Raw genomic sequence first — 22,150 nt, 5'->3', positions numbered from 1 at the left:
CTTTTTTGATTTTATTACATGAGCGACGCCATTAAGCACGAGTGCGGTATTTCATTGATCCGGTTGTTAAAACCTTTGGAATACTACAAAGAGAAATACGGGACCGCATTTTACGGGGTAAACAAAATGTACCTCATGATGGAAAAGCAGCACAACCGTGGTCAAGACGGCGCTGGTTTTGCGAGCATCAAATTGGATATGGCCCCTGGGGAACGTTACATGAGTAGGGTGCGTTCGAGCAAGCAACAACCCATACAGGATATTTTCGCCCAGATCAACGATCGCATCAACAATGCCATTGCCGATCATCCACAATATTGGGACGATGTGCAAATGCAGAAAAAACACATCCCCTACATCGGTGAATTGCTTTTGGGACATGTTCGATACGGTACCTTCGGAAAGAACAGCATTGAAAGCGTGCACCCGTTCTTAAGGCAGAACAATTGGATGCACCGTAACCTAATCGTGGCGGGCAACTTCAATATGACCAATGTCGATGAGTTGTTCGACAACTTGGTCGACTTGGGGCAGCACCCCAAAGAAATGGCCGATACCATAACGGTCATGGAGAAAATCGGGCACTTTTTGGACGATGCCGTAGCCAAACTTTATAAAGAGATCAAAAAAGAAGGGTACAGCAAAAAAGAGGCCTCACCCCATATCGCCGAGCGATTGAACATTGCCAAGATCCTGAGGAAATCATCCAAGAATTGGGACGGTGGCTATACCATGGGCGGAATGATGGGCCACGGGGATGCTTTCATGCTCCGAGATCCTTCGGGTATTCGCCCCTGCTACCATTACCAAGACGACGAAGTGGTAGTCGTCGCTTCGGAGCGGCCGGCCATACAAACCGTATTCAATGTGGATTACGACGCCGTGCAAGAGTTGGAACCCGGCCATGCCCTGATCATCAAGAAGAGCGGAAAAGTGTCGGTTTCCCGAATATTGGAACCCCGTGAACGCAAAGCCTGTTCGTTCGAACGCATCTATTTTTCAAGGGGAAGCGATCTTGAGATCTATGAAGAACGCAAGCTTCTGGGCAAATTGGTATTTCCCGATATTTTGAAAGCTATCGACAACGACCTCAAAAACACCGTGTTCTCTTATATCCCAAATACGGCCGAAACTTCGTTTTTCGGAATGGTCAAAGAAGCACAGAACTACCTCAACAAGCGAAAAGAGGAACAGATTCTCGCTTTGGGTCCGAACATGACCAAAGAAGAGCTGCATCGCATATTGGCAGAACGACCACGTATTGAAAAAGTAGCCATAAAAGACGCAAAACTACGTACGTTCATTACCCAAGACAGCAGCCGTGACGACCTAGTGGCCCACGTTTACGACATCTCATACGGGTCGGTTGGTGAAGATGACAACCTAGTGATCATCGACGACAGTATCGTTAGGGGCACCACTTTGAAAAAAAGCATCCTTAGGATGTTGGATCGACTGCATCCCAAGAAAATAGTGGTCGTCTCTTCTGCGCCACAGATACGCTATCCGGATTGTTATGGGATCGATATGGCGAAACTTGAAGATTTCGTCGCTTTTAAGGCAGCTCTAGAGCTCCATAAAGATCGCAACACGATTTCGGTCATCGATTCGATCTACGCCAAATGCCTCGAACAACGAGATTCGAAAGACAAGGATGTCATCAACCATGTGAAAGAGCTATACGCACCCTTTACCGCAGAGGAAATCTCAGCGAAAATCGGAGAAATCCTAAGTCCACCGGATATCGGAGCCGAAGTCCAGATCATCTACCAGACTATAGAGAATCTGCACGCTGCATGTCCTAAAAATTTAGGGGATTGGTACTTTACCGGAGACTACCCAACACCTGGAGGAAACCGGGTCGTAAATAGGGCGTTTATCAACTTTTACGAGGGTAAAAATCAACGAGCATATTGAAAATTCACCATTTTAGGTGTTTTGTCGATGAAAACAAACCTTTCACCGTGTTTTTAACATTTCGAGAGCGAACCGGATTACTTTTAAGTCTACCATAGCATAAGTAGGTTAAGTTCATGGTAAGATTTGGGGCAAAAAAGGTGGAGCAATCTCCACCTTTTTTATTTTCCTTCGTTTTTCCTCATTCGTTGTACTCCTTTTCCCAACAAATTATAGTCCAATTTTCTTGGTGTGTATTTCAACTGAATTAAAGGGCTTTTGTCTAAAAGAATTCAGGGATCCCCGGCCTTGGGATACATTTGGAGAACCATAGCATAAGTAGGTTAAGTTCATGGTAAGATTTGGGGAAAGAAGGCGGATATCTATCCGCCTTCTTTATGTTTGAAAGCCAACGAATTATCCTTCGAATTCGATTCCTTTTGGCTTCATTGCGGTCTCTCTCCCTTCAAAAATTTCCTAAAATTCTTTTGTTATTTCCCACAATACCAGTAATTTAGTTTTGCCATAGCATAAGTAGGTTAAGTTTATGGTAAGATTTGGGACGAAAAGGGTGGGAGCTTTCCCGCCCTTTTCTATTGGGGTCATCCCAATATGCACCAATAAAAAACGCAGCAAAATGCTGCGTTTAATTTCTTACAATAAGATATCGGAAATCTTACTTCGAGGCTTCGTAATTTGCTGAAACCTTGTCCCAGTCGATTACGTTGAAGAATGCCGCGACATAATCGGGTCTTCTGTTTTGATAATTTAGGTAATAGGCATGTTCCCATACATCAAGACCTAAAATCGGATGGCCATCACAACCGGCTCCCGGCATTAATGGATTGTCTTGGTTCGGGGTCGAACAAACTTCGACACTTCCTCCCTTGTTGACGCACAGCCAAGCCCATCCTGATCCAAAACGGGTACCTGCTGCAGCACTGAATTTCTCTTTGAACGCATCGAACGAACCAAAGGCGGTGTTGATGGCATCGGCCAATGCACCACTAGGCTGCCCTCCTCCATTGGGAGACATCACTTCCCAGAAAAGACAATGGTTGTAAAACCCACCGCCGTTGTTCCTAACGGCTCCGTTGGTCATATCCAAATCCGTCAAGATCGCTTCGATATCCTTTCCTTCAAGATCGGTTCCGGCGATCGCGCCGTTCAATTTGGTGGTATATCCATTGTGATGCTTGGTATGGTGTATTTCCATGGTCCGGGCATCGATATGGGGTTCCAATGCATCATAAGCATAGGGAAGTTTTGGTAATTCAAAAGCCATAATATCGATATATTTAGTTAGTACTATGTTCAACAAAAATACAGTTTTAACAAACAAGGCTTGCTAAAAGATTTGTTAACAACCTGATAAGATTCCGTACTTTGCAATAAACTCTTAGTGGATAAAAGGTTCCTCATTTTCAATGCTTCGGCCGGCTCCGGTAAAACCTACCAATTGACCAAAACCTATCTGGTCAAACTATTGCGGCCACAAGGGCAACAACCTTATCGGGAACTCTTGGCCATAACCTTCACCAACAAGGCGGTGGCCGAAATGAAAGAACGGATCCTCCACAATCTTTTCGCCTTCGGGCAAGACCCACTACCTGCCAAGAACAGGTCGATGTTCGATGAAGTCAAAAAAGAACTTGACCTGACCGATGAAGCCCTTCGGGCCAAAGCCAAATACAGTTTAAAATCCTTACTCCACAACTACGGGTTTTTCGAGGTATCGACCATTGACAAGTTCAACCATAGGATCATCAGGACCTTTGCCCGGGATCTCGGGGTCGCCCAAAATTTCGAGGTCGAATTGAACGTTGAGCGCCTGTTGCAGGAAGCGGTGAACGATTTACTGATAGCTTCCGGTGAGGATATGGACGTCACTAGACTGTTGCTGGAGTTTTCACTTGAAAAGATCCAGCAGGGTAAAAGCTGGAACATCGCTTTCGATTTGGAAGCCATGGGCAAAATCCTCTTTCAAGAAAACCATCAAGGCCCATTGGCCCTTATACAGCAAAAAGGATTGGCACGATTCATCGCCCTCAGAAAAAAGCTGGCTGAACGCGTCAAGACCTTGCAACAACAAATGCGAAATTGGGCCGAAGAAGCCTTGGCCCTCATCGATGAAAATGGACTCGAGGCCTCTGACTTCAATCGGGGGGCCTTCCCAAAGTTCATGGAGACCATCAATAACGGGAACTTTCAAATCGATTTCAAAGCCGTATGGAAACAAGAATTCGACTCCCAGCCCCTGTATGCCAAAAGTAAACCTGAACCTATCAAGGCCAAGCTGGATGCCTTGCATCCTCGATTAACGCATATTTTCAATTCCATCAAACAAAGTCACTACACCTTGGCGTTTCTGATGAATTGCCAAAAGAACTTGGTTCCGTTGGCCTTGCTATCCGAAATCGGGAAAATGGTCGAGAAGATCAAAATTGAAAACGGCATCCTTCCGATCTCGGAATTCAACTCCCTCATTTCAAAACAGATCAAAGGACAACCTGCCCCTTTCATCTATGAACGCCTGGGCGAAAAGTTCCGGCACTACTTCATCGACGAGTTCCAAGACACCTCCAAATTGCAATGGAACAACTTGATACCACTTATCGCCAATGCCCTTGAAAGCGAGGATGAGCGTGGTGAACCGGGATCATTACTTCTCGTGGGCGATGTGAAGCAATCGATCTATCGATGGCGAGGGGGCGATCCCGAGCAATTCTTGGCCTTGAACCAATCGTTGGAAAATCCGTTTCAGCTCGATCCCCAAATCACGGTATTGAAAACGAACTGGCGCAGTCATGATGAGATCATCGATTTTAACAACAACTTTTTCAAAGGGGTGGCCGAACAACTCGAATCCCCTTCACATCGCGCTCTTTTCAGTCAAACCACCTTTCAAGAATCGAACGGTCGCCCAGGCGGCTATGTTGAACTGAATTTCGTGGGTGCCGACCCTGAGAACACTGAAGATCCCCATCTCGCAAGAGTTGCAGACCGAATTGCCCATCTGCTCGATTTGGGCCATGCGCTCCACGACATCTGTATTTTGATCCGTGAAAACAGGCGGGGTCCCATTTTGGCGAACTCCCTGATTGAAAAGGGGATACCGGTCATCACCGCCGATTCGTTATTGCTGAAAAACAGCCAAGAAGTGCTCTTTTTGGTCGGTTTGTTGCGATTGATCCAAGCGCCTTCTGAAATGGAAGTCCGATTCGATCTATTGCGTTTTTTAGCGAAAGCCCATCACCAAGTCCACGACTTCATTGCTGAGACCTTGCCCATCCTTCCGGATCATTTGAAAACCGTTTATGGGTTCGACCTCGCAAAAGTCGGGTCGAAAGAAGTCTTGGATATTCTTGAAGAGGCCATCCTAAAATTCAATTTGATCCAAGATTCGAATGCCTATATCAACGCCTTACTTGATGAGGTTGCCCTTCCGAACCGAACGACTGATAGCCTCTATGGATTCCTTCAATATTGGGATCGGAATAAAGATCAACTGGCATTGCCCACCCTCGAGGGAAAAGCGGCGGTTCGGATCATGAGCATCCACAGGGCAAAAGGCCTTGAGTTCCCCTTTACGATTTTTCCGTATGCCGATACGGTCATCGCCGATCGGAAAAAAGCGAAAAAATTATGGGTTCCCTTAGCATCCGAACAATTCGAAGGTTTCGATGAATTTCTTGTCAATGCTTCAAAAGAACTACCCGAAGTCTCTGAATCGATTGCCGAAATCGCCAAAGTCGAACAATGGAAGTCGCAGTTAGATGATCTTAATGTCCTTTACGTGGCTTGTACCAGGGCCATCAAAGGCCTTTTTGTGATCTCAACCCAGCCTTCACCGAAAAACAGCGGCAGTATGGGCTATGCCCAACTTTTCGAAGGTTTTGTCAAAACACAAGGCCGATATGAGCCCGGTACCCCATCGTATCGATTCGGTCAACTGAGCAGGAACAAGGCACCAACCCATTCTCCTGAAGCCGTTACACCTATACCTTATATATATACCCTTGCGAATCAAGATCGTTTCAATGCCTGGGTCGCCACTTCCGAAAAGGTGACCGCTACACGTCAAGAAGCCCTAGAACACGGCAGTTTGCTACACCGTATGCTAGGGGATGTATATTCGGTTTCGGATTTGGAGCCCGTGCTCAACAGATTCCAGGTGCCCAATGATCGGTTAGGGATAATCCGAAACATCCTTACGGAAGTGATCGTTCACCCTACCTTGGCACCCTTCTTTACCGAAGGCCTGGAAGTTTACAATGAGCGCGAGTTGTTACTTGAGGATGGTAATGTCTTACGGCCGGATAAGATGGTCTTCTTTGGAAAGCGGGCAACGGTCATCGACTACAAAACGGGCGAGGCCTCACCCTCGCATAGAAATCAAATCGAAACCTATGCCGATATTCTTACAAAAATGGGGTACTTTGTCGAACACAAAATCTTGGTTTATCTAAACGAAACGGTGAACCCTTTATTGGTATAAACATGTACGGAAAAATAAAAGCACATTTACAGGCCGAACTCGACGGAATCGAAGAAGCCGGTCTATTCAAGAAAGAACGCGTCATCGTATCACCACAAGATGCGGTAATCAAGATAGCGACCGGTGAGGAGGTCATCAACTTCTGCGCCAACAACTATCTTGGTCTTTCTTCGCATCCTGAAGTTATCGAAGCGGCAAAGGCCACTTTGGATTCCCATGGTTTTGGCATGTCTTCGGTGCGGTTCATCTGCGGCACACAGGACATCCATAAAGAGCTTGAGGCCAAGATAGCCTCCTTCTACAAAACGGAGGATACGATTTTATATGCGGCGGCTTTTGACGCCAATGGTGGGGTTTTCGAACCTTTATTGACGGCCGAAGACGCCATTATTTCAGACTCCCTGAACCACGCTTCGATCATTGACGGGGTACGCCTTTGTAAAGCGAAAAGGTATCGGTATCGCAACAACGATATGGATGATCTGGAAACCCAATTGGAGCAAGCCAATACCGACGGTGCACGATTCAAGATCATCGTAACCGATGGGGTTTTCTCCATGGATGGACTATTGGCCCCCCTTGACCAAATCTGTGACCTGGCCGATAAGCATGACGCCTTGGTGATGATCGACGAATGTCACGCTGCCGGCTTCATCGGCGGTACCGGTCGCGGTACACTTGAAGAAAAAGGTGTCATGGAACGCATCGATATCATTACGGGAACTTTAGGAAAAGCCTTAGGTGGGGCGATGGGTGGGTATACCACCGGTAAAAAGGAAATCATCGAAATCCTCCGGCAGCGGTCACGACCTTATCTATTTTCAAATTCCCTGGCACCGGCCATAGTCGGGGCGTCGATCAAAGTATTCGACATGCTGGAAAACGATACCAGCTTGCGCGATCGCCTCGAATGGAATACCGCATACTTCAAAAAAGGGATGAAAGAAGCTGGATTCGATATCATCGATGGCGACAGTGCCATTGTACCGGTGATGCTATATAACGCCAAGCTGTCACAACAAATGGCCGATATGTTGTTGGAAAAGGGCATCTATGTCATCGGCTTCTTTTATCCGGTGGTTCCTAAGGAAAAAGCCCGGATTCGGGTGCAGTTATCGGCTGCCCATAATCAAGCGCATTTGGACAAAGCAATCGCCGCTTTTGTTGAAGTTGGAAGGGCTTTAAAAATCGTTTAACGGTACGAAATAATCCATGTAATGCACCAAAAAAAATGAGAAATTGATTTTGTTAATAGTTCTTAACAACTTACATTTGCAGCTGATAAACACTTAAACTTAAAATTTTGAACATGAAACATCTTAGCAAATTTTTAGTTGTTGCCTTACTTGTTCTGGGCTTAAACAACCTACAAGCGCAAGACGAAAATAACCCTTGGCAGGTGAGCATAGGTGTCAACGCGATCGACGTTTATCCTACCAATGACAACTCTGCTGCTTACCCAACAGGCAATTTGTTTGAAGAGTACTTCAACGCCAACGACCACTGGAACATCATTCCTTCTTTGTCGTATGTATCCGTTTCCCGTTACGTGGGTGATGGTTTCTCAGTAGGCGTTCGTGGGTCTTTGAACAGGATCGACAAGTTGGGCGATGTAGAAGCTGATGATTTGTCACACTACGCTATTGATGGTACGATCAAATACAACTTTTTAAAGAACACCAAATTGGATCCATTCGCTGAAATCGGTGGTGGATATACTTGGGTCGATGAAATCGGAGCCGGTACCTTCAATGGAGGTCTTGGTTTCAACTACTGGTTCAACGACAATGTCGGTGTAACCGTTCAAACCCAATACAAGCATGCCTTCGAAGATTACGGTGTAAAGCACTTCCAACATTTGGCTGGTGTTAGCATCCGTTTCGGTGGTACCGATACCGATGGTGACGGCATCTACGACAAAGACGATGCTTGTCCAGAAGTTGCTGGTTTGGAAGCTTTCAACGGATGTCCTGATTCTGACGGTGATGGCATCGAAGATGGAAAAGATAGCTGTCCTGACCAAGCTGGTTCAAAAGAAATGAACGGATGTCCTGATGCTGATGGCGATGGTATTGCTGACAAAGACGACGCTTGTCCTAACGAAGCTGGTACAGCCGCTTTAGCCGGATGTCCTGATGCTGACGGTGACGGTGTTGCTGACAAAGATGACGATTGCCCAAGTGAGGCAGGTCCTGCTGAAAACAAAGGTTGCCCATGGCCAGACAGCGATGGTGACAGCGTTCTTGATAAAGACGACCAATGTCCTCAAGTTGCTGGAACTGTTGCCAACAACGGATGTCCAGAAGTAACTGAAGAAGTTCAAAAGCAATTGAACGACTACGCAAGAACTATCTTGTTCGACACTGGTAAGTCTTCAATCAAAGCTGAGTCAACTTCAGTAATGGTAGACATCATCCAAATCTTGAACGAGTACCCAACTGCTAAGTTTACCGTAGAAGGTCACACTGATAGCGTTGGTAGTGCTAAATTGAACCAATCACTTTCTGAGTCAAGAGCAAATGCCGTAAGGGATTTCTTGATCGACAAAGGAATTGGAGCTGATCGATTGAGCGCCATCGGATACGGTGAAGACAAGCCAATCGCTACCAACAATACAAGAGCTGGTAGAACCCAAAACAGAAGGGTTGAAATCAACCTTGTGAAGTAAGTTTAAGTAAGAGTATCTCTTTATAACTTTAAGCCTCGGCATTTTGCCGGGGCTTTCTTTTTGACCCCATGCGAACGAAACCATTCCTTGAAACGATCATCGACCGGATTTGGAACGACAGATCCAACTTCAGTGGTTTGGTATTCGTTGTACCCAGCATCAGATCAGGAACCTTTCTTAGGAAATACATTGCCAATTACCTGGATGCTCCGATAATCGCCCCAGAAATAAAGAGTATCGAAGCGTTTATCGCGGAGATTTCAGGCTTGGACCCCATCGCCAACACCTTTTTGCCATTCGAGTTGTACGAAGCGTATCTCGAATCCGACATCCCCGAAAAGGAAAATCTCGAAAGCTTTCTTAAGTGGGGGCAACTTCTCTTGGCTGATTTCAATGAAATCGATAGGCATTTGATCGATTCCAAAACCTTGTTTTCTTATTTGGCGTCAGCGAAACGATTGAACGAATGGGGCGTACAAGCGGAATCGAACAGTTTGGTCTCGAATTACCTTCGGTTTTGGGATAGCCTAAGTCCCATGTATGATCGCTTTGTCAGTGCATTGATTGACAAATCCGCAGGACATCAGGGACTGCTGTACCGAAAAGCGTATGAAAATTGCGATACTTACCTTGAACGTCAAGGTGGTTCCAGCTTCGTTTTCATTGGGTTCAATGCATTGAATACGTCTGAACAACGCATCCTTCAGAAATTTCTGGAACATCCCAACAACAGCATTTACTGGGACACCGATCGCTATTTCCTGAACGACCCACAACATGACGCCTCCTATTTTATCAGGAAATACCAGAGGGAATGGCCCTTTTTAAAAAACAATGCCCTGCAAGGGGTCTCGGCACATTACCTCGAACCGAAACACATGGAGGTTATCGGCATTCCCAAATACGTTTCACAAGCAAAGTATGCCGGTTCCCTTTTGGCCCGGCTCCACGCACAACGACAGCATCTTGACAAGGTCGCTTTGGTCTTGGCCGATGAGGCCCTATTGCCGGCATTGATGAACGCCCTTCCAGAGCATATCGGGCCGGTGAACATCACCATGGGATACCCCGTCGAACGCACCGCTGTGTATCGCATGCTAAGTGATTGTCTGGCCTTTCAGTTAACCAAGACCAAGAAGGGTTGGCGCTATACCGATTTGCTACAGGTTTTAGGGAACCCCTTGATGGCACAGCTCATCGAGATCCATCAAAAGGGCTTGGTCAGCGCCTTGGAACGTCTCGTCCATTCCGGAAACTCGGTTTTTGTTGATCAAGACCAATTGAAAAGGCTGGTTGCTGAAGAAAATGATTTCCTACAACGCTTGTTCATAGGGCCGACCACCCTCGGACCTCGACTTTTCATTGAGATGGCCTATGGGATGCTGGTTGATCTTGAAGCTAAAGGGATTCTCGAAGGCCCTTTTCAAATGGAAAGTCATCGGCAACTAAGGGCCATTTTAAAATCACTTGAGGAAGCCTTGGCCGACTATCCCGGACTCATAACCCTAGCTGCACTCAAACCGCTGTTGGATGCCCATGTAGCTTCGGCACGAATACACTTTAAAGGCGATCCCTTTAAAGGACTCCAAATCATGGGGATGCTCGAAACCCGTTCCTTGGATTTCGAGACGGTCATCCTTTGTTCCGTAAACGAGGGCATACTCCCTAGTGGCAAGAACATGAATTCCTTTATCCCATATGATATCAAAAAGGAATTCGCGCTCCCGACCCATAAAGAAAAAGACGCTATATATACCTACCATTTCTACCGCTTGCTCCAAAGGGCCAAAAACGTCTATTTGACCTATAATACCGAGGCCGATGTCTTGGAAGGCGGTGAGAAAAGTAGATTGCTCTCGCAGTTGTTGACCGATACCGACATCCCTTGGCAAATTACCCATCGCAAACTTTCGCCACGTGTTCCTTACCAAAATACCCCCTTGAAGGAAATACCAAAAACCGATGCGATGGTACTCGCTTTGCACCAATTCGGCGAAAAAGGATTCTCTCCCTCCTCCCTTGCGACCTACATCCGCAATCCGATGCAATTTTATAGGCAATACCTCCTGGGCATCAAGGAAATCGAAACCATTGAAGCCACCATTGCCCCGAACACCTTTGGTACGATCATCCACGATAGTTTGGAAGACCTGTACCGCCCTTATGTTGGCACAACGATCACCGAACACACCTTGGATACCATAGAAGCTTCCTTAGTACAGGTTGTTAGCGACCACTTCAACGCATTTTTTCCGAACAACGGAGCCCGCAAAGGCAAAAACCTCATCGCCTTTGAAGTGATCCTGACCTACGTTTCCCGTTTGGTCGCCTTTGACCGAGAACGCGTCAAAAAAGATTCCATCCATTTGATCGCTGTTGAAACTGGTTATGAAACCGGACTATCATTGCCCGGAATTCCAAATCCCATTCGATTGAGGGGAAAAATCGATCGCATCGAATCGATCAATGGCCAAACGGTCATTTTGGACTATAAAACCGGGAATGTACTTCCAAGTGCAACGGAAATCGTCGGTTTCGAAGATGCGTGCTCCGACCCAAAAAAAGATAAGGCACTGCAGTTAATGTGCTATGCCCTATTGTTCAATGCGCAGCATACAAACACCCCGCTTTCCGCTGCTGTGGTTCCGATAAAAGACCTTCAAAAGGGCCTTCGCTACTTCGCGACCAAGTCTTCAGCCCATTCAAGAACGAAAGAGCGTCTTATTGACCAAGAGGTCATCTCAAGTTTCAGCGAGCAGTTAAAAGAATTGATATTGGCCATTTTCGACCCGAATACCCCGATTTACGATTTGGAAGAATGATCACTTCAAATCAGGGCGGCTTGGTCGTACTTCAACCTTACTTGGTAAGGTCCTTGGATTCATTTTAAGCAAATCGACCACGATTTGGCCCAAATCCTCAGGTTGGATTTTCCATGCATCCTTATCCGAAGGTTCATTGCCATTGAAATACGTTGCTACACTACCGGGCATGATGATGGACACCTTGATCCCATATTGTCTAAGATCTAACATGGCTGCTTGGGTAAATCCAACCAAACCGAACTTGCTCGCATTATATCCTGCCCCTTTGGCGAAGAAATTCGTGCCCGCAAGACTCGCGATCGACAAGTAATAGCCTTGGCTATTTTTCAAAGCCGGAACCGCGGCTTTCAAAGTATGGAATGCCCCGCTTAGGTTCGTCGCGATCATTTGGTCCCAAGCTTCCAACGAAAGCTCATCTACCGCTGCGAAATGACCCACTCCGGCATTGGCGATTACCACATCCAAAGCATCCCAAGTCTCCAAAATGCGGCTAACCGCTGCTTCCTCTTGTTCGAAATTCGATACGTCAGCCACCAGATAAAGCACCCTTTCTTGACCCAACAGCTTGGCGGCCGCTTCCAAGGAGTGTTCAGAACGGGCACTAATGGCCACCTTCATACCTATGTCCAACAAGGCCTGGGCAATACCCAGTCCGATACCTTTACTGCCTCCGGTGATGTAAGCAACTTTTCCTTCTAATCCTTCCATAATATAACCGCATAAAAAAAGCCATCCCTAAAGACGGCTTTGGTGGAGAATACCGGATTCGAACCGGTGACCTCTTGCCTGCCAGGCAAGCGCTCTAGCCAACTGAGCTAATCCCCCAGAGTGCGCAAAGGAAATACATTTTGAACAAGTATCAAAATGTGTTTTGGCTTAATCCTTTTTTACGCTCAAAACCAAAACAGGTACCGGCACGTAAAATTCCGATTTCAACACCGTACTCTTTTCCCAGAGCTTTTTGAAAAAGCCGCGTTTCCTTCTGAAAACACAGAGCAAATCCGGATGCTTGGTTTCAAAATGTTGCAATACCCCTAGATAGGTGTTCGCATTGTCACTGATCGTCAAATTCTTGCTAAGATCAAGCAGGGCCGTATTTATCTGAAGGTCGGCCTCCGAATATCCCGGGGTTTTCACCAACAACAGATTGACCTCAGGCTTATGTTTGTTCACGATGGAAATCAAAGGATGCAGGACTTTATTGCGTTTCAAAATCCCGGATTTAAATGCCGTCAATACCGTTTCGACAGGTTTGTATTGTGTGCCTTTCGGAACGATGAGCGTAGGTATATTGGTTTCCTTGACGATACGCCCTGAGGTGTTGCCCAAATACAGTGCCTCATTGATATCATTACTACGCGGGGCGATAACTATCAGGTCGATGTCCAACTCCTTATCGATTTCCAACAAACCATCGATGATATCCCCATTGTATGTGGCGATGTTGATATCGACCCCTTTGGTGTCGACATCGGCAATCAATTCTTTGATATGTTGCCGGCTATTGGTCGCTACTTTCCGTTCGATGTTGGCCAAATTCCCTGCTCCTGAACTCACAGAAAACACATCCATGACATAAACCTTCGATCCGAAATCGGCCGCGAAGTCGATAGCGTATTTCAGGGTCTCAATGGAATCGGGAGAGGTCCCTACGGGTACCAAAATATTGTTCATTGCTTGGTTGTTACGTTAATACTCTAAATTTACAATTTAATCGAAAGCAATCATATGATACGACGTGCAAAGATACCCGAAATCGATGATATTCTTGCAATTACGAGGGCGTGTGCCCGTTTCATGAGTGCGAATGGCATTGATCAATGGAACGAACATTACCCCTCGCGTTCGGCCTTTGAAACGGACCTTGCCCAAGAAGCCCTATTCGTGAAAATCGAAAATTCGGAGCTTATCGGGGCCATTGTCGTTTCTGAACATATGGATGCCGAATACCACGCGATCGATTGGCTGACGGAAAATGATCGGAATGCCTATATCCATCGCGTCTGTATCCATCCAGACCACCAAGGAAAAGGACATGCCCGTCAATTGATGGATTTCGCCGAGCAACAAGCCCGCCGAATGGGATGCGTTTCAGTGCGTCTGGATACCTTTTCCTTGAATACCCGCAACCAACGATTTTACGAGGCCCGAGGCTACCATAGATTGGGGGATGTGTATTTCCCCAAACAAAGCGAGGCGCCCTTCCACTGCTACGAATTGCTTTTATAACCCAAGCCCATGGCCCAAAGCGGTATTACCTTCAAATCGATCAACCAATTAGCGGTTCCGGCGACCATATCAGGAATCGCCGAACCCCTGTTGTCGATCACCGATACGGCAATTGTCGGCAACATTCCCGTTGATGGTTTGGAATCCTTGGCGGCAACCGGAATCGTAGGCTCCTTTCTTTCCATGATGATTTGGGTACTGGGTCAGACCCGTAGTTCGATTTCGGCCATTATCTCACAATATTTAGGTGCCGGAAAATTGAAAGAAGTCGAAAACCTTCCGGCCCAGGCCATATTCTTCAATATCTCGCTCAGCATTGTCATATTGGTGTCGACCTTATTCTTCATCGAAGATATCTTTCGGCTTTTCGAAGCCTCGGGCAAGCTGCTTGAATTCTGTGTTTCCTACTACGGTATCCGCGTTTGGGGCTTTCCATTGACCTTGTTCACTTTTGCCGTTTTCGGGATATTCAGGGGCCTACAAAACACCTACTACCCCATGGTCGTGGCATTGATCGGAGCCGGTTTGAACATCGTTCTAGACCTGGTCTTGGTCTATGGCATCGACGGCATCATCCCTCCATTACACCTTGAAGGCGCTGCCTGGGCCAGCCTGATTTCACAGGCTGTCATGGCGCTTTCGGTTTTCTTTTTGTTCAAGAAAAAGACCGATCTAAGCCTACGCTTACGGTTTCCTTTGAACAAAGAACTCAAACGATTGGTCTTTATGAGCTTGAATTTATTCGTCAGGGCCATTTCGTTGAACGTGGCCTTGATCTTGGCCGTTCGGGAAGCCACCGCCTTAGGAGATCGTTTTATCGGCGCGCACACCATTGCCATCAATCTGTGGCTGTTCGCCGCCTTCTTCATCGATGGTTATGGCGCTGCCGGTAATAGTATGGGTGGAAAATTATTGGGTGCGAAAGACTATGCAGGCTTATGGTCCTTAGCTAAAAAAATCATTACCTACGGACTGGTCGTCAGTCTGGTCTTAATGCTCTTGGGATTTGTATTCTATTACCCGCTAGGACGTATTTTCTCGAACGAAGCCATCGTTTTGGACACCTTTTACGGTATTTTCTTTATCGTGATCCTAGGGCTGCCCATGAACACCTTGGCTTTTGTTTTTGACGGATTGTTCAAGGGGCTCGGAGAGATGAAATACTTACGCAACGTTTTGCTTGGGGCCACCTTCCTTGGTTTCATTCCCACCTTATACATCGGACAGTATCTAGGATGGGGGTTTTATGCCATTTGGATGGCTTTCGTGGTGTGGATGGCGATCCGGGGAGGTGCGCTGGTAGTGAAGTTCCGACGAAAATTCAAACCCTTGCTTCAAAACCCTTAATTTTGATGGAAATCGAATACTATGGGCACCGAAAGACCGAACGGCAGTCTTTATACTAAAATCGCCAACCGAATAGCGATTATCGAATTCGGCCATCCGGCAAGTAATTCCTTCGTTTCCGAATTGTTGGATCGTCTTGTTGCTGAAATCGAAAAGGTTTCCGATGATCCCGATGTGAACGCCATCCTTTTGAAATCGGAAGGAGAGCGCGCCTTTTGCGCCGGGGCCTCGTTTCAAGAATTGGTGGCCATTTCGACCCCTGATGAGGGGAAACGATTTTTCAATGGGTTCGGCCGGGTCATCAACGCGATGCGCAAGTGTCCGAAACCGATCATCGGCCGCATTCAAGGCAAGGCTGTTGGGGGCGGCGTCGGCTTGGCGGCCTCATGTGATTATGCCTATGCCACTGTTGATGCGGCCATCAAACTCTCAGAGATCGCTGTTGGCATCGGTCCATTTGTCATAGCACCGGCCGTCGAACGCAAAATCGGAAAAGCGGCCTTGGGCGAACTTTCACTGGCGCCCACAGAATGGAAAAACGCCTACTGGGCGAAAGAAAAAGGCCTGTATGCCAAGGTGTACGATACCCTTTCTGAGATGGATAAAGAAATCGACCATCACTTGCAGCAATTGGCGTCCTACAATGCCGATGCCCTTTCGGCCATGAAACGGATTTTGTGGGAAGGCACTGAAGACTGGGATACGCTGCTCGCACAACGGGCTCAAATTTCAGGTAGCTTGGCCCTGTCGCCCTTTACCAAAAAAACACTGGAAAAATTCAAAAAATAATGGATGTCCTCTCTTTTCTAAATAGCGACTACGTGTTGCCCATGGTGGCGGTGTTGGTCATTGCCGTTTATGTTATCATGCGAATTCGAAACCGGAATCGATTCAAAAGGGATTAAACCGTATGGAAACCAAAAGTTCATATTTGCTTATCGCATTCACGCTGCTTTTATCCTTGAGCGCCTGCAAACAACAACGAATGGAAGATGCCCAGCCCATTGATGATGTAACCGCAACGACCGACTATTATCAAGGAACCCCTTTGAAAGTCGCGGTCATCGGATTGGTCCACACCCATGTCCATTGGATATTGGGGCGTGAAAAATGGGGCGATATCGAAATCGTGGGCATTGTGGAGCCGAATCGAGAACTGGCACAACAGTACAGCGAACAACATGGTTATTCAATGGATATCGTTTTTGATTCGATGGACGCCCTTTACGAACAGGTCAAGCCGGAAGCAGTTACTGCGTTCAATACGATTTATGATCATTTGCAGGTGGTGCGGTTCTTTGCACCCAAAGGAGTGCACGTCATGGTAGAAAAGCCCTTGGCGGTCAATTGGGAACATGCGCAACAAATGGCTTTGCTGGCGAAAACCCATGGTATCGCCCTCTTGACAAACTATGAGACCTCTTGGTACGGATCGAACCAAAAGGCGTACGAATGGGTAAACAAAGAACACAAAATCGGCGCGATACAGCGCATGGTGTTCCATCACGGCCATCCCGGACCAGAGGAAATCGGGGTCAACAGTGAGTTTTTGGAATGGTTGATCGACCCCGTTCAAAACGGTGGGGGTGCCTTGACCGATTTTGGTTGCTACGGGGCCAACCTCGCCACCTGGTTTTTGAACGGTAAAACCCCGAACACCGTCACCGCAATCACCAGGCAATACAAACCCGAGCGGTATCCTCAAGTCGAAGACGATGCCACCATTATTCTGGACTATGAAACTACCCAAGTCATCATACAAGCCTCATGGAACTGGTCGCATAATAGAAAGGACATGGAAATCTATGGCAAAACGGGCTATGTCCATTGCTTCGATGGTACGGCAATGGCTTTTTTGGAAAACGAGTCGGAAGGGGTCAAGAATAGCAATGCCGATGCACTACCTATGGGGTTGCACGATCCCTTCGCATTTTTGAACCAAATCGTATCCAAAGGCTACCAAGAACCCCGTTTCGGGGTTTCGAGTTTGGAAAACAACTTGATCACCATGCAAATCTTGGAAGCGGCCAAGGCCTCTGCTGAAATGGGGCGAAGTATCGATTGGAATACCTTTTTTGGAATAAACGCACCTTAGTTTCGTAAATTTAACCCCAATGGATACCTTGACCCTGCCCAAAGGAAAAAAAGTCTATTTCGCCAGCGACAACCATTTGGGGGCCCCTACTTCCAAAGCGAGCATGCCTCGGGAGAAACGTTTCGTACAATGGCTCGATTCGATCAAAGCGGATGCCGCCGCCATCTATTTGATGGGTGATCTTTTCGACTTTTGGTTCGAATACAAAACAGTGGTGCCCAAGGGCTTTACGCGTACTTTGGGGAAACTGGCCGAATTGTCGGATGCGGGTATACCCATTACCTACTTTGTCGGCAACCATGACCTTTGGATGAACGGCTATTTCGAAGAAGAACTACAAATCCCCGTACATCACAAACCCCAAGTGATCACCATTAACGATCGGCGGTTCTTGATCGGCCACGGCGATGGTCTGGGTCCGGGTGATAAGGGGTTCAAACGAATGAAGAAAGTGTTCACCAATCCGTTCGCGAAGTGGCTCTTTCGCTGGCTTCATCCTGATTTAGGGGTGCGCTTGGCGCAACACCTTTCGGTCAACAACCGCATTATCTCAGGGGAGGCCGACGCCAAATTCTTGGGTGAGGACAAGGAATGGCTGATACAGTACTGCAAACGCAAATTGGAAACCGCCCACTATGACTTCTTCATTTTCGGACATCGCCACCTTCCTTTGGAAATCGAACTCAATCCCTCATCGACCTATATTAATCTGGGGGACTGGATCAAGTACTTTACCTATGCCGTCTTCGACGGAGAGCGCTTGACCTTAAAGGAACTCGATTCGGACTAGGCCATGGTACTATCCAAGGAAAAAAACAACCATTATTCTTGGGGGAAAGGATGTTCTGGCTGGATCATGGTCGAAAATGAGGACTTGTGCATCATCGAGGAATCGATGCCTCCCCAGACCGAAGAACAATGGCATTATCACGAAAAAGCCCAACAGTTCTTTAGGGTACTCCAAGGAACGGCTACTTTTGAATTGGAAGGGCAGCTGCTGTTTTTGCATCCTGGTGAAGGCATTGCCATACCTCCTAACACCAAACACCGCATCAAGAACGATCAAGCCGTACCCTTGGAATTTTTGGTCATCTCAACACCCCCTACGCGAGGTGATCGCGTTGAATTGGTCTAATTGCCTAAAGGTTATTCCGATTGTTGATCTTCGACATCTTTTGAGAGATCCAATTTGCGGAAGGTCGGAGAGACCAAAGCGGTTGTACCTACGGTCAATAAGGTCATACATCCTCCGAAAACCACTGCACGCACCGTACCAAGGAGTTTGGCCGCCAATCCACTTTCAAATGCCCCCAATTCGTTTGATGACCCCACGAAAATGGAATTTACCGAAGCCACCCTGCCCCGCATATGATCCGGGGTCTTGAGTTGTAATATGGTCTGTCGAATGATCATCGATACCCCATCGACGGCACCACTGATGAACAAGGCTGCCACGGATACCCAGAATAGTTCTGAAATTCCGAATACGATGATGCAGATGCCGAAAGCGAATACGGCCCAGAGTAGTTTCTTCCCCGCTTTTTTATGCAAGGGAAAGCGTGTTGACCCCAACATGGTTATCGAGGCCCCGACAGCAGGGGCGGCCCTCAATATGCCGAAGCCTTCTGCGCCGACGTGAAGGATATCTTGGGCGTAGATGGGCAAGAGGGCGACAGCACCGCCGAACAGTACGGCGATCATATCGAGCGTCAAAGCACCGAAAATGGCCTTCGTTTTGAATACATACTGTAATCCGTCTTTCAAACTTTTGAATATGGGCTCGCCGAGCTTTGGGTTCAAAATGGGCTTTCGCTTGATCCGGAAGAGGAACAACAGGGCCAAGACCGAAAACCCGAATATGATACAGAGCGACCAATGCACCCCGATCCACCCAATTGAAAAACCCGCAAAGGCAGGTCCGACTACGGAGGCGAACTGCCAGGTCGAACTACTCCAAGTTGCGGCGTTCGGATACAGTCGTTTTGGCACGATCAAGGCGATCAGGGAGAAGATGGTCGGACCAATGAAAGCCCGCACCAAGCCTCCCAAGAACACCAAGCCATAGATGGCATACAAAATCTGTTTTGATGAATAACGCGCTTCCACACTAGGTAAGGTCACCCAAAACAGCCCGAAACTGATCACCGAGAAACCGATGATGCATTTCACCAATAAATCGCGTTTTTCACTTTGGTCGACCACATGACCCGCAAAGAGGGCGATACTAACCGCCGGAATGATCTCCATCAAACCGATGATCCCCAAGGCCAAGGGGTCTTTGGTCATGGAGTAGACCTGCCATTCAATGACGATGAACTGCATCGACCATGCGAATACCATGGCGAACCGGACCAACAGGAATATGTTGAACTCGCGGTACCGCAAGGCTGCATAGGGATCGATTTTAGAGGCCATGTATCGCTGGTTTCATTGGATGTCCTTTAGTTTCAGTTGGATGTTCTTTCGTCCATTCCATTCGTTTTCCTCAACGGCAAAGACCACATCGAAATACCGATGTCGCTTTACAACGGGCAATTTTTCCCCCAAGCCGAAACCGATACCGCCAATGGGCACACTGCCGTTTTGGGTCAAAGCAAGTTTGAGGTGTTTACCGGTCTCCCCAACGGTTTTGGCATAGCCTGAATCGGCCACTTTATGGGCCATAAAGGTTGGCATCATATTTCCCGGTCCGAAAGGGGCGAACTGTTTTAGGATCCGCAACAGCTTCGCATTGATATCGCCCAAGGCAATTTGTTGGTCAATGACGATTTCAGGGGTACGCAGTTCGGTCGGTAGGGTATCGGCAACTACCTGTTCGAATTTGGCCTTAAAGGGTTCATATTGATCTTCGGATAGTGTAAGACCTGCCGCATACTTATGGCCCCCGAATTGCTCGATATGTTCGGAACAGGCTTCAAGGGCCTTATACACATCAAACCCTTTGACCGAACGGGCGGAAGCGGCCAATTTGCCACCGCTTTTCGTAAAGACCAGGGTGGGTCGGTAATAGGTTTCGATCAAACGCGAGGCAACGATTCCGATAACCCCCTTATGCCAATGGGATCCCAGGACAACAGTGGTATGGCGTTCTTCTTCGTTATTGGAAGTAATCTGCGCCAAGGCTTCTTCGGTAATCATCTGGTCGGTGCCCCTTCGGTCTGCATTGAAGTTTTCGATTTCGGCGGCGATAGCCTGGGCCCGATCCCAATCGTCTGCAATCAAAAGGTCAACAGCGAACTGCCCGTGGCGCATACGTCCTGCGGCATTGATCCTCGGTGCGATGATAAAGACCACATCGGTTATGGTCAGCTGTGATTTTTTGATGTGCTCGATAATTCCTTTCAGGCCAATGCGAGGATCTTGATTAAGCTGTTGTAGGCCGTAATACGCCAAGATCCGGTTTTCTCCGGTCATGGGCACGATATCGGCAGCGATAGCGGTTGCCACCAGATCGAGATACGATCGTAAGGAATCGATCGAACGCCCTTGGCGGATTTCCAACGCCTGGATGAGTTTAAAGCCTACCCCACAACCACAAAGTTCTTTATACGGATACGCACAATCGGTTCTTTTGGGATCTAAAACCGCGAAGGCATCGGGCAACCGGTCTCCAGGTCGGTGGTGGTCGCAAATGATAAAATCGATTCCTTTCTCCTGAGCATATGCGACCTTATCAATGGCTTTGATGCCGCAGTCCAACGCGATGATCAATGAAATCCCGTTATCATCGGCAAAGTCGATCCCTTTATAGGAAACACCATACCCTTCATCATAGCGATCGGGTATGTAAGTCGCTACCTTATCGTAGCGTTTCTTGAGATAGGAAAAAAGTAAGGCCACCGCCGTGGTACCGTCGACATCATAGTCCCCATAGACCAAAATATACTCCCCTTTATCCATCGCCGCTTCAAGTCGCGAAACGGCCTGTTCCATGTCGGCCATCAAAAAGGGGTCGTGCAACTCCTCCAATTGGGGTCGAAAAAAACGCTTGGCCGCTGCGAAATCGGTCACCCCGCGTTGCAAAAGCAATTCCGCGATCAATGGGGGTACCTGTAGCGCCTCGGTCAACCTCAAGGTGTCCGGGGCCAATGGTTTTGGTTTAAGGGTCCAACGCAAGGGTAATGGCTACTTATGGTGAAAAATCGTTGCGATGTCCAACTCGGCGAACCTTCTGAACATCTCCATGACACCGCAATACTTTTCGATCGAAAGGTCTACGGCACGCTGCAGTTTGGCTTCGTTCAGATCGGTACCGTAAAAATGGTATTCGATCTTAACGGTATCATAGTACTTCGGGTGTTCGTCGGTCAGGTTACCGATGGTCTCAATGTGGAAGGTATCGACTTCCAACTTCATTTTTTGGATGAGGGAGGCCACATCAAGTCCGGAACAACCCGCTAAAGAGGAAAGCATCAAGGCTTTTGGGCGGAATCCGGCGCCTTCGCCCCCATTTTCCGGGCCTGCATCAATGGTCAGGGTAAGCCCTGACGGATTATTGCTTTCGAAGGCCATTCCACCCTTCCATTTGGTCGTTATGTGATTTGTATTTGCCATGTGATTATTGTTTCTTGTAGCCATTAAAAATACGATAA

At 47.4% G+C, this 22,150-nt stretch carries 17 protein-coding genes and 1 tRNA gene; 11 read left to right on the top strand and 7 right to left on the bottom strand.

Annotated elements, in window-relative coordinates:
* The first annotated feature begins 18 nt into the window (after nt 1-18).
* Nucleotides 19-1,917 carry an amidophosphoribosyltransferase gene (locus tag ABV409_RS04910; RefSeq protein WP_353876430.1) on the top strand — a complete coding sequence of 633 codons (1,899 nt, stop codon included), beginning with the start codon at nt 19-21 and terminating at the stop codon, nt 1,915-1,917.
* Nucleotides 1,918-2,572: 655 nt separating this feature from the next.
* Here the strand turns inward: ABV409_RS04910 and ABV409_RS04905 are convergent.
* On the bottom strand, nt 2,573-3,181 hold the full coding sequence (locus ABV409_RS04905; protein ID WP_353876884.1) for a superoxide dismutase: 609 nt from the start codon (nt 3,179-3,181) through the stop codon (nt 2,573-2,575).
* A gap of 117 nt (nt 3,182-3,298) precedes the next feature.
* On the opposite strand from ABV409_RS04905, the gene ABV409_RS04900 reads away from it, so the two are divergent.
* The 4 genes from ABV409_RS04900 to ABV409_RS04885 all read left to right on the top strand — a co-directional run bounded on the left by ABV409_RS04900 (nt 3,299) and on the right by ABV409_RS04885 (nt 11,884).
* Complete coding sequence (locus ABV409_RS04900; RefSeq protein WP_353876429.1) at nt 3,299-6,394, top strand: UvrD-helicase domain-containing protein; 3,096 nt, start codon at nt 3,299-3,301, stop codon at nt 6,392-6,394.
* Nucleotides 6,395-6,396: 2 nt separating this feature from the next.
* The gene (gene kbl / locus ABV409_RS04895; RefSeq protein ID WP_353876428.1) at nt 6,397-7,590 is read left to right on the top strand and encodes a glycine C-acetyltransferase; all 1,194 of its coding nucleotides are present in this window, start codon (nt 6,397-6,399) and stop codon (nt 7,588-7,590) included.
* 113 nt (nt 7,591-7,703) lie between these two features.
* Nucleotides 7,704-9,062 carry an OmpA family protein gene (locus tag ABV409_RS04890; RefSeq protein ID WP_353876427.1) on the top strand — a complete coding sequence of 453 codons (1,359 nt, stop codon included), beginning with the start codon at nt 7,704-7,706 and terminating at the stop codon, nt 9,060-9,062.
* 68 nt (nt 9,063-9,130) lie between these two features.
* Nucleotides 9,131-11,884, top strand: a complete 2,754-nt coding sequence (locus tag ABV409_RS04885; RefSeq protein ID WP_353876426.1) for a PD-(D/E)XK nuclease family protein — start codon at nt 9,131-9,133, stop codon at nt 11,882-11,884.
* Here the strand turns inward: ABV409_RS04885 and ABV409_RS04880 are convergent, their stop codons facing one another.
* From ABV409_RS04880 to ABV409_RS04870, 3 genes are all read right to left on the bottom strand, one after another.
* A complete protein-coding gene (locus ABV409_RS04880) occupies nt 11,885-12,595 on the bottom strand; it encodes an SDR family oxidoreductase (protein WP_353876425.1) in 711 nt (236 codons plus the stop codon).
* Between the two features lie 40 nt (nt 12,596-12,635).
* A tRNA-Ala gene (locus ABV409_RS04875) sits at nt 12,636-12,712 on the bottom strand.
* Nucleotides 12,713-12,763: 51 nt separating this feature from the next.
* Complete coding sequence (locus ABV409_RS04870; protein WP_353876424.1) at nt 12,764-13,561, bottom strand: universal stress protein; 798 nt, start codon at nt 13,559-13,561, stop codon at nt 12,764-12,766.
* 54 nt (nt 13,562-13,615) lie between these two features.
* Between ABV409_RS04870 and ABV409_RS04865 the strand changes: the two genes are divergently transcribed.
* The 6 genes from ABV409_RS04865 to ABV409_RS04840 all read left to right on the top strand — a co-directional run bounded on the left by ABV409_RS04865 (nt 13,616) and on the right by ABV409_RS04840 (nt 18,693).
* Nucleotides 13,616-14,116: a GNAT family N-acetyltransferase gene (locus ABV409_RS04865; RefSeq protein WP_353876423.1), complete on the top strand. Its 501-nt coding sequence runs from the start codon at nt 13,616-13,618 to the stop codon at nt 14,114-14,116.
* 9 nt (nt 14,117-14,125) lie between these two features.
* The gene (locus tag ABV409_RS04860; RefSeq protein WP_353876422.1) at nt 14,126-15,463 is read left to right on the top strand and encodes an MATE family efflux transporter; all 1,338 of its coding nucleotides are present in this window, start codon (nt 14,126-14,128) and stop codon (nt 15,461-15,463) included.
* Nucleotides 15,464-15,484: 21 nt separating this feature from the next.
* A complete protein-coding gene (locus ABV409_RS04855) occupies nt 15,485-16,252 on the top strand; it encodes an enoyl-CoA hydratase/isomerase family protein (protein WP_353876421.1) in 768 nt (255 codons plus the stop codon).
* 142 nt (nt 16,253-16,394) lie between these two features.
* On the top strand, nt 16,395-17,558 hold the full coding sequence (locus tag ABV409_RS04850; protein WP_353876420.1) for a Gfo/Idh/MocA family protein: 1,164 nt from the start codon (nt 16,395-16,397) through the stop codon (nt 17,556-17,558).
* A gap of 19 nt (nt 17,559-17,577) precedes the next feature.
* Nucleotides 17,578-18,348 (top strand): UDP-2,3-diacylglucosamine diphosphatase, encoded by a 771-nt coding sequence (locus ABV409_RS04845; RefSeq protein ID WP_353876419.1) that lies wholly within the window; start codon nt 17,578-17,580, stop codon nt 18,346-18,348.
* 3 nt (nt 18,349-18,351) lie between these two features.
* A complete protein-coding gene (locus ABV409_RS04840; RefSeq protein WP_353876418.1) occupies nt 18,352-18,693 on the top strand; it encodes a cupin domain-containing protein in 342 nt (113 codons plus the stop codon).
* A gap of 11 nt (nt 18,694-18,704) precedes the next feature.
* On the opposite strand, the gene ABV409_RS04835 is transcribed toward ABV409_RS04840, so the two are convergent.
* From ABV409_RS04835 to ABV409_RS04825, 3 genes are read right to left on the bottom strand one after another with little or no spacing between them, the layout of a single operon-like run.
* Nucleotides 18,705-19,973 carry an MFS transporter gene (locus tag ABV409_RS04835; protein WP_353876417.1) on the bottom strand — a complete coding sequence of 423 codons (1,269 nt, stop codon included), beginning with the start codon at nt 19,971-19,973 and terminating at the stop codon, nt 18,705-18,707.
* Between the two features lie 12 nt (nt 19,974-19,985).
* Nucleotides 19,986-21,674 carry a single-stranded-DNA-specific exonuclease RecJ gene (gene recJ / locus ABV409_RS04830; RefSeq protein WP_353876416.1) on the bottom strand — a complete coding sequence of 563 codons (1,689 nt, stop codon included), beginning with the start codon at nt 21,672-21,674 and terminating at the stop codon, nt 19,986-19,988.
* Between the two features lie 9 nt (nt 21,675-21,683).
* Entirely contained in the window at nt 21,684-22,112 is a 429-nt protein-coding gene (locus ABV409_RS04825) for an OsmC family protein (protein ID WP_353876415.1), read from the bottom strand.
* Between the last annotated feature and the right edge of the window lie 38 nt (nt 22,113-22,150).

The organism is Flagellimonas algarum, from assembly GCF_040513375.1.
Classification (GTDB): domain Bacteria; phylum Bacteroidota; class Bacteroidia; order Flavobacteriales; family Flavobacteriaceae; genus Flagellimonas_B; species Flagellimonas_B algarum.
Note: the sequence above shows the minus strand (reverse complement) of the source record. Positions and strands in the feature narration are given on the sequence as shown.

Bases quoted from the DNA above. Each gene is read 5' to 3' on its own strand.
- ABV409_RS04825 (WP_353876415.1), bottom strand. From the start codon at position 22,112: ATGGCAAATACAAATCACATAACGACCAAATGGAAGGGTGGAATGGCC.
- ABV409_RS04890 (WP_353876427.1), top strand. From the start codon at position 7,704: ATGAAACATCTTAGCAAATTTTTAGTTGTTGCCTTACTTGTTCTGGGC.
- ABV409_RS04870 (WP_353876424.1), bottom strand. From the start codon at position 13,561: ATGAACAATATTTTGGTACCCGTAGGGACCTCTCCCGATTCCATTGAG.
- ABV409_RS04845 (WP_353876419.1), top strand. From the start codon at position 17,578: ATGGATACCTTGACCCTGCCCAAAGGAAAAAAAGTCTATTTCGCCAGC.
- ABV409_RS04855 (WP_353876421.1), top strand. From the start codon at position 15,485: ATGGGCACCGAAAGACCGAACGGCAGTCTTTATACTAAAATCGCCAAC.
- ABV409_RS04910 (WP_353876430.1), top strand. From the start codon at position 19: ATGAGCGACGCCATTAAGCACGAGTGCGGTATTTCATTGATCCGGTTG.
- ABV409_RS04880 (WP_353876425.1), bottom strand. From the start codon at position 12,595: ATGGAAGGATTAGAAGGAAAAGTTGCTTACATCACCGGAGGCAGTAAA.
- ABV409_RS04865 (WP_353876423.1), top strand. From the start codon at position 13,616: ATGATACGACGTGCAAAGATACCCGAAATCGATGATATTCTTGCAATT.
- ABV409_RS04905 (WP_353876884.1), bottom strand. From the start codon at position 3,181: ATGGCTTTTGAATTACCAAAACTTCCCTATGCTTATGATGCATTGGAA.
- kbl (WP_353876428.1), top strand. From the start codon at position 6,397: ATGTACGGAAAAATAAAAGCACATTTACAGGCCGAACTCGACGGAATC.
- ABV409_RS04840 (WP_353876418.1), top strand. From the start codon at position 18,352: ATGGTACTATCCAAGGAAAAAAACAACCATTATTCTTGGGGGAAAGGA.
- ABV409_RS04835 (WP_353876417.1), bottom strand. From the start codon at position 19,973: ATGGCCTCTAAAATCGATCCCTATGCAGCCTTGCGGTACCGCGAGTTC.
- ABV409_RS04860 (WP_353876422.1), top strand. From the start codon at position 14,126: ATGGCCCAAAGCGGTATTACCTTCAAATCGATCAACCAATTAGCGGTT.
- ABV409_RS04885 (WP_353876426.1), top strand. From the start codon at position 9,131: ATGCGAACGAAACCATTCCTTGAAACGATCATCGACCGGATTTGGAAC.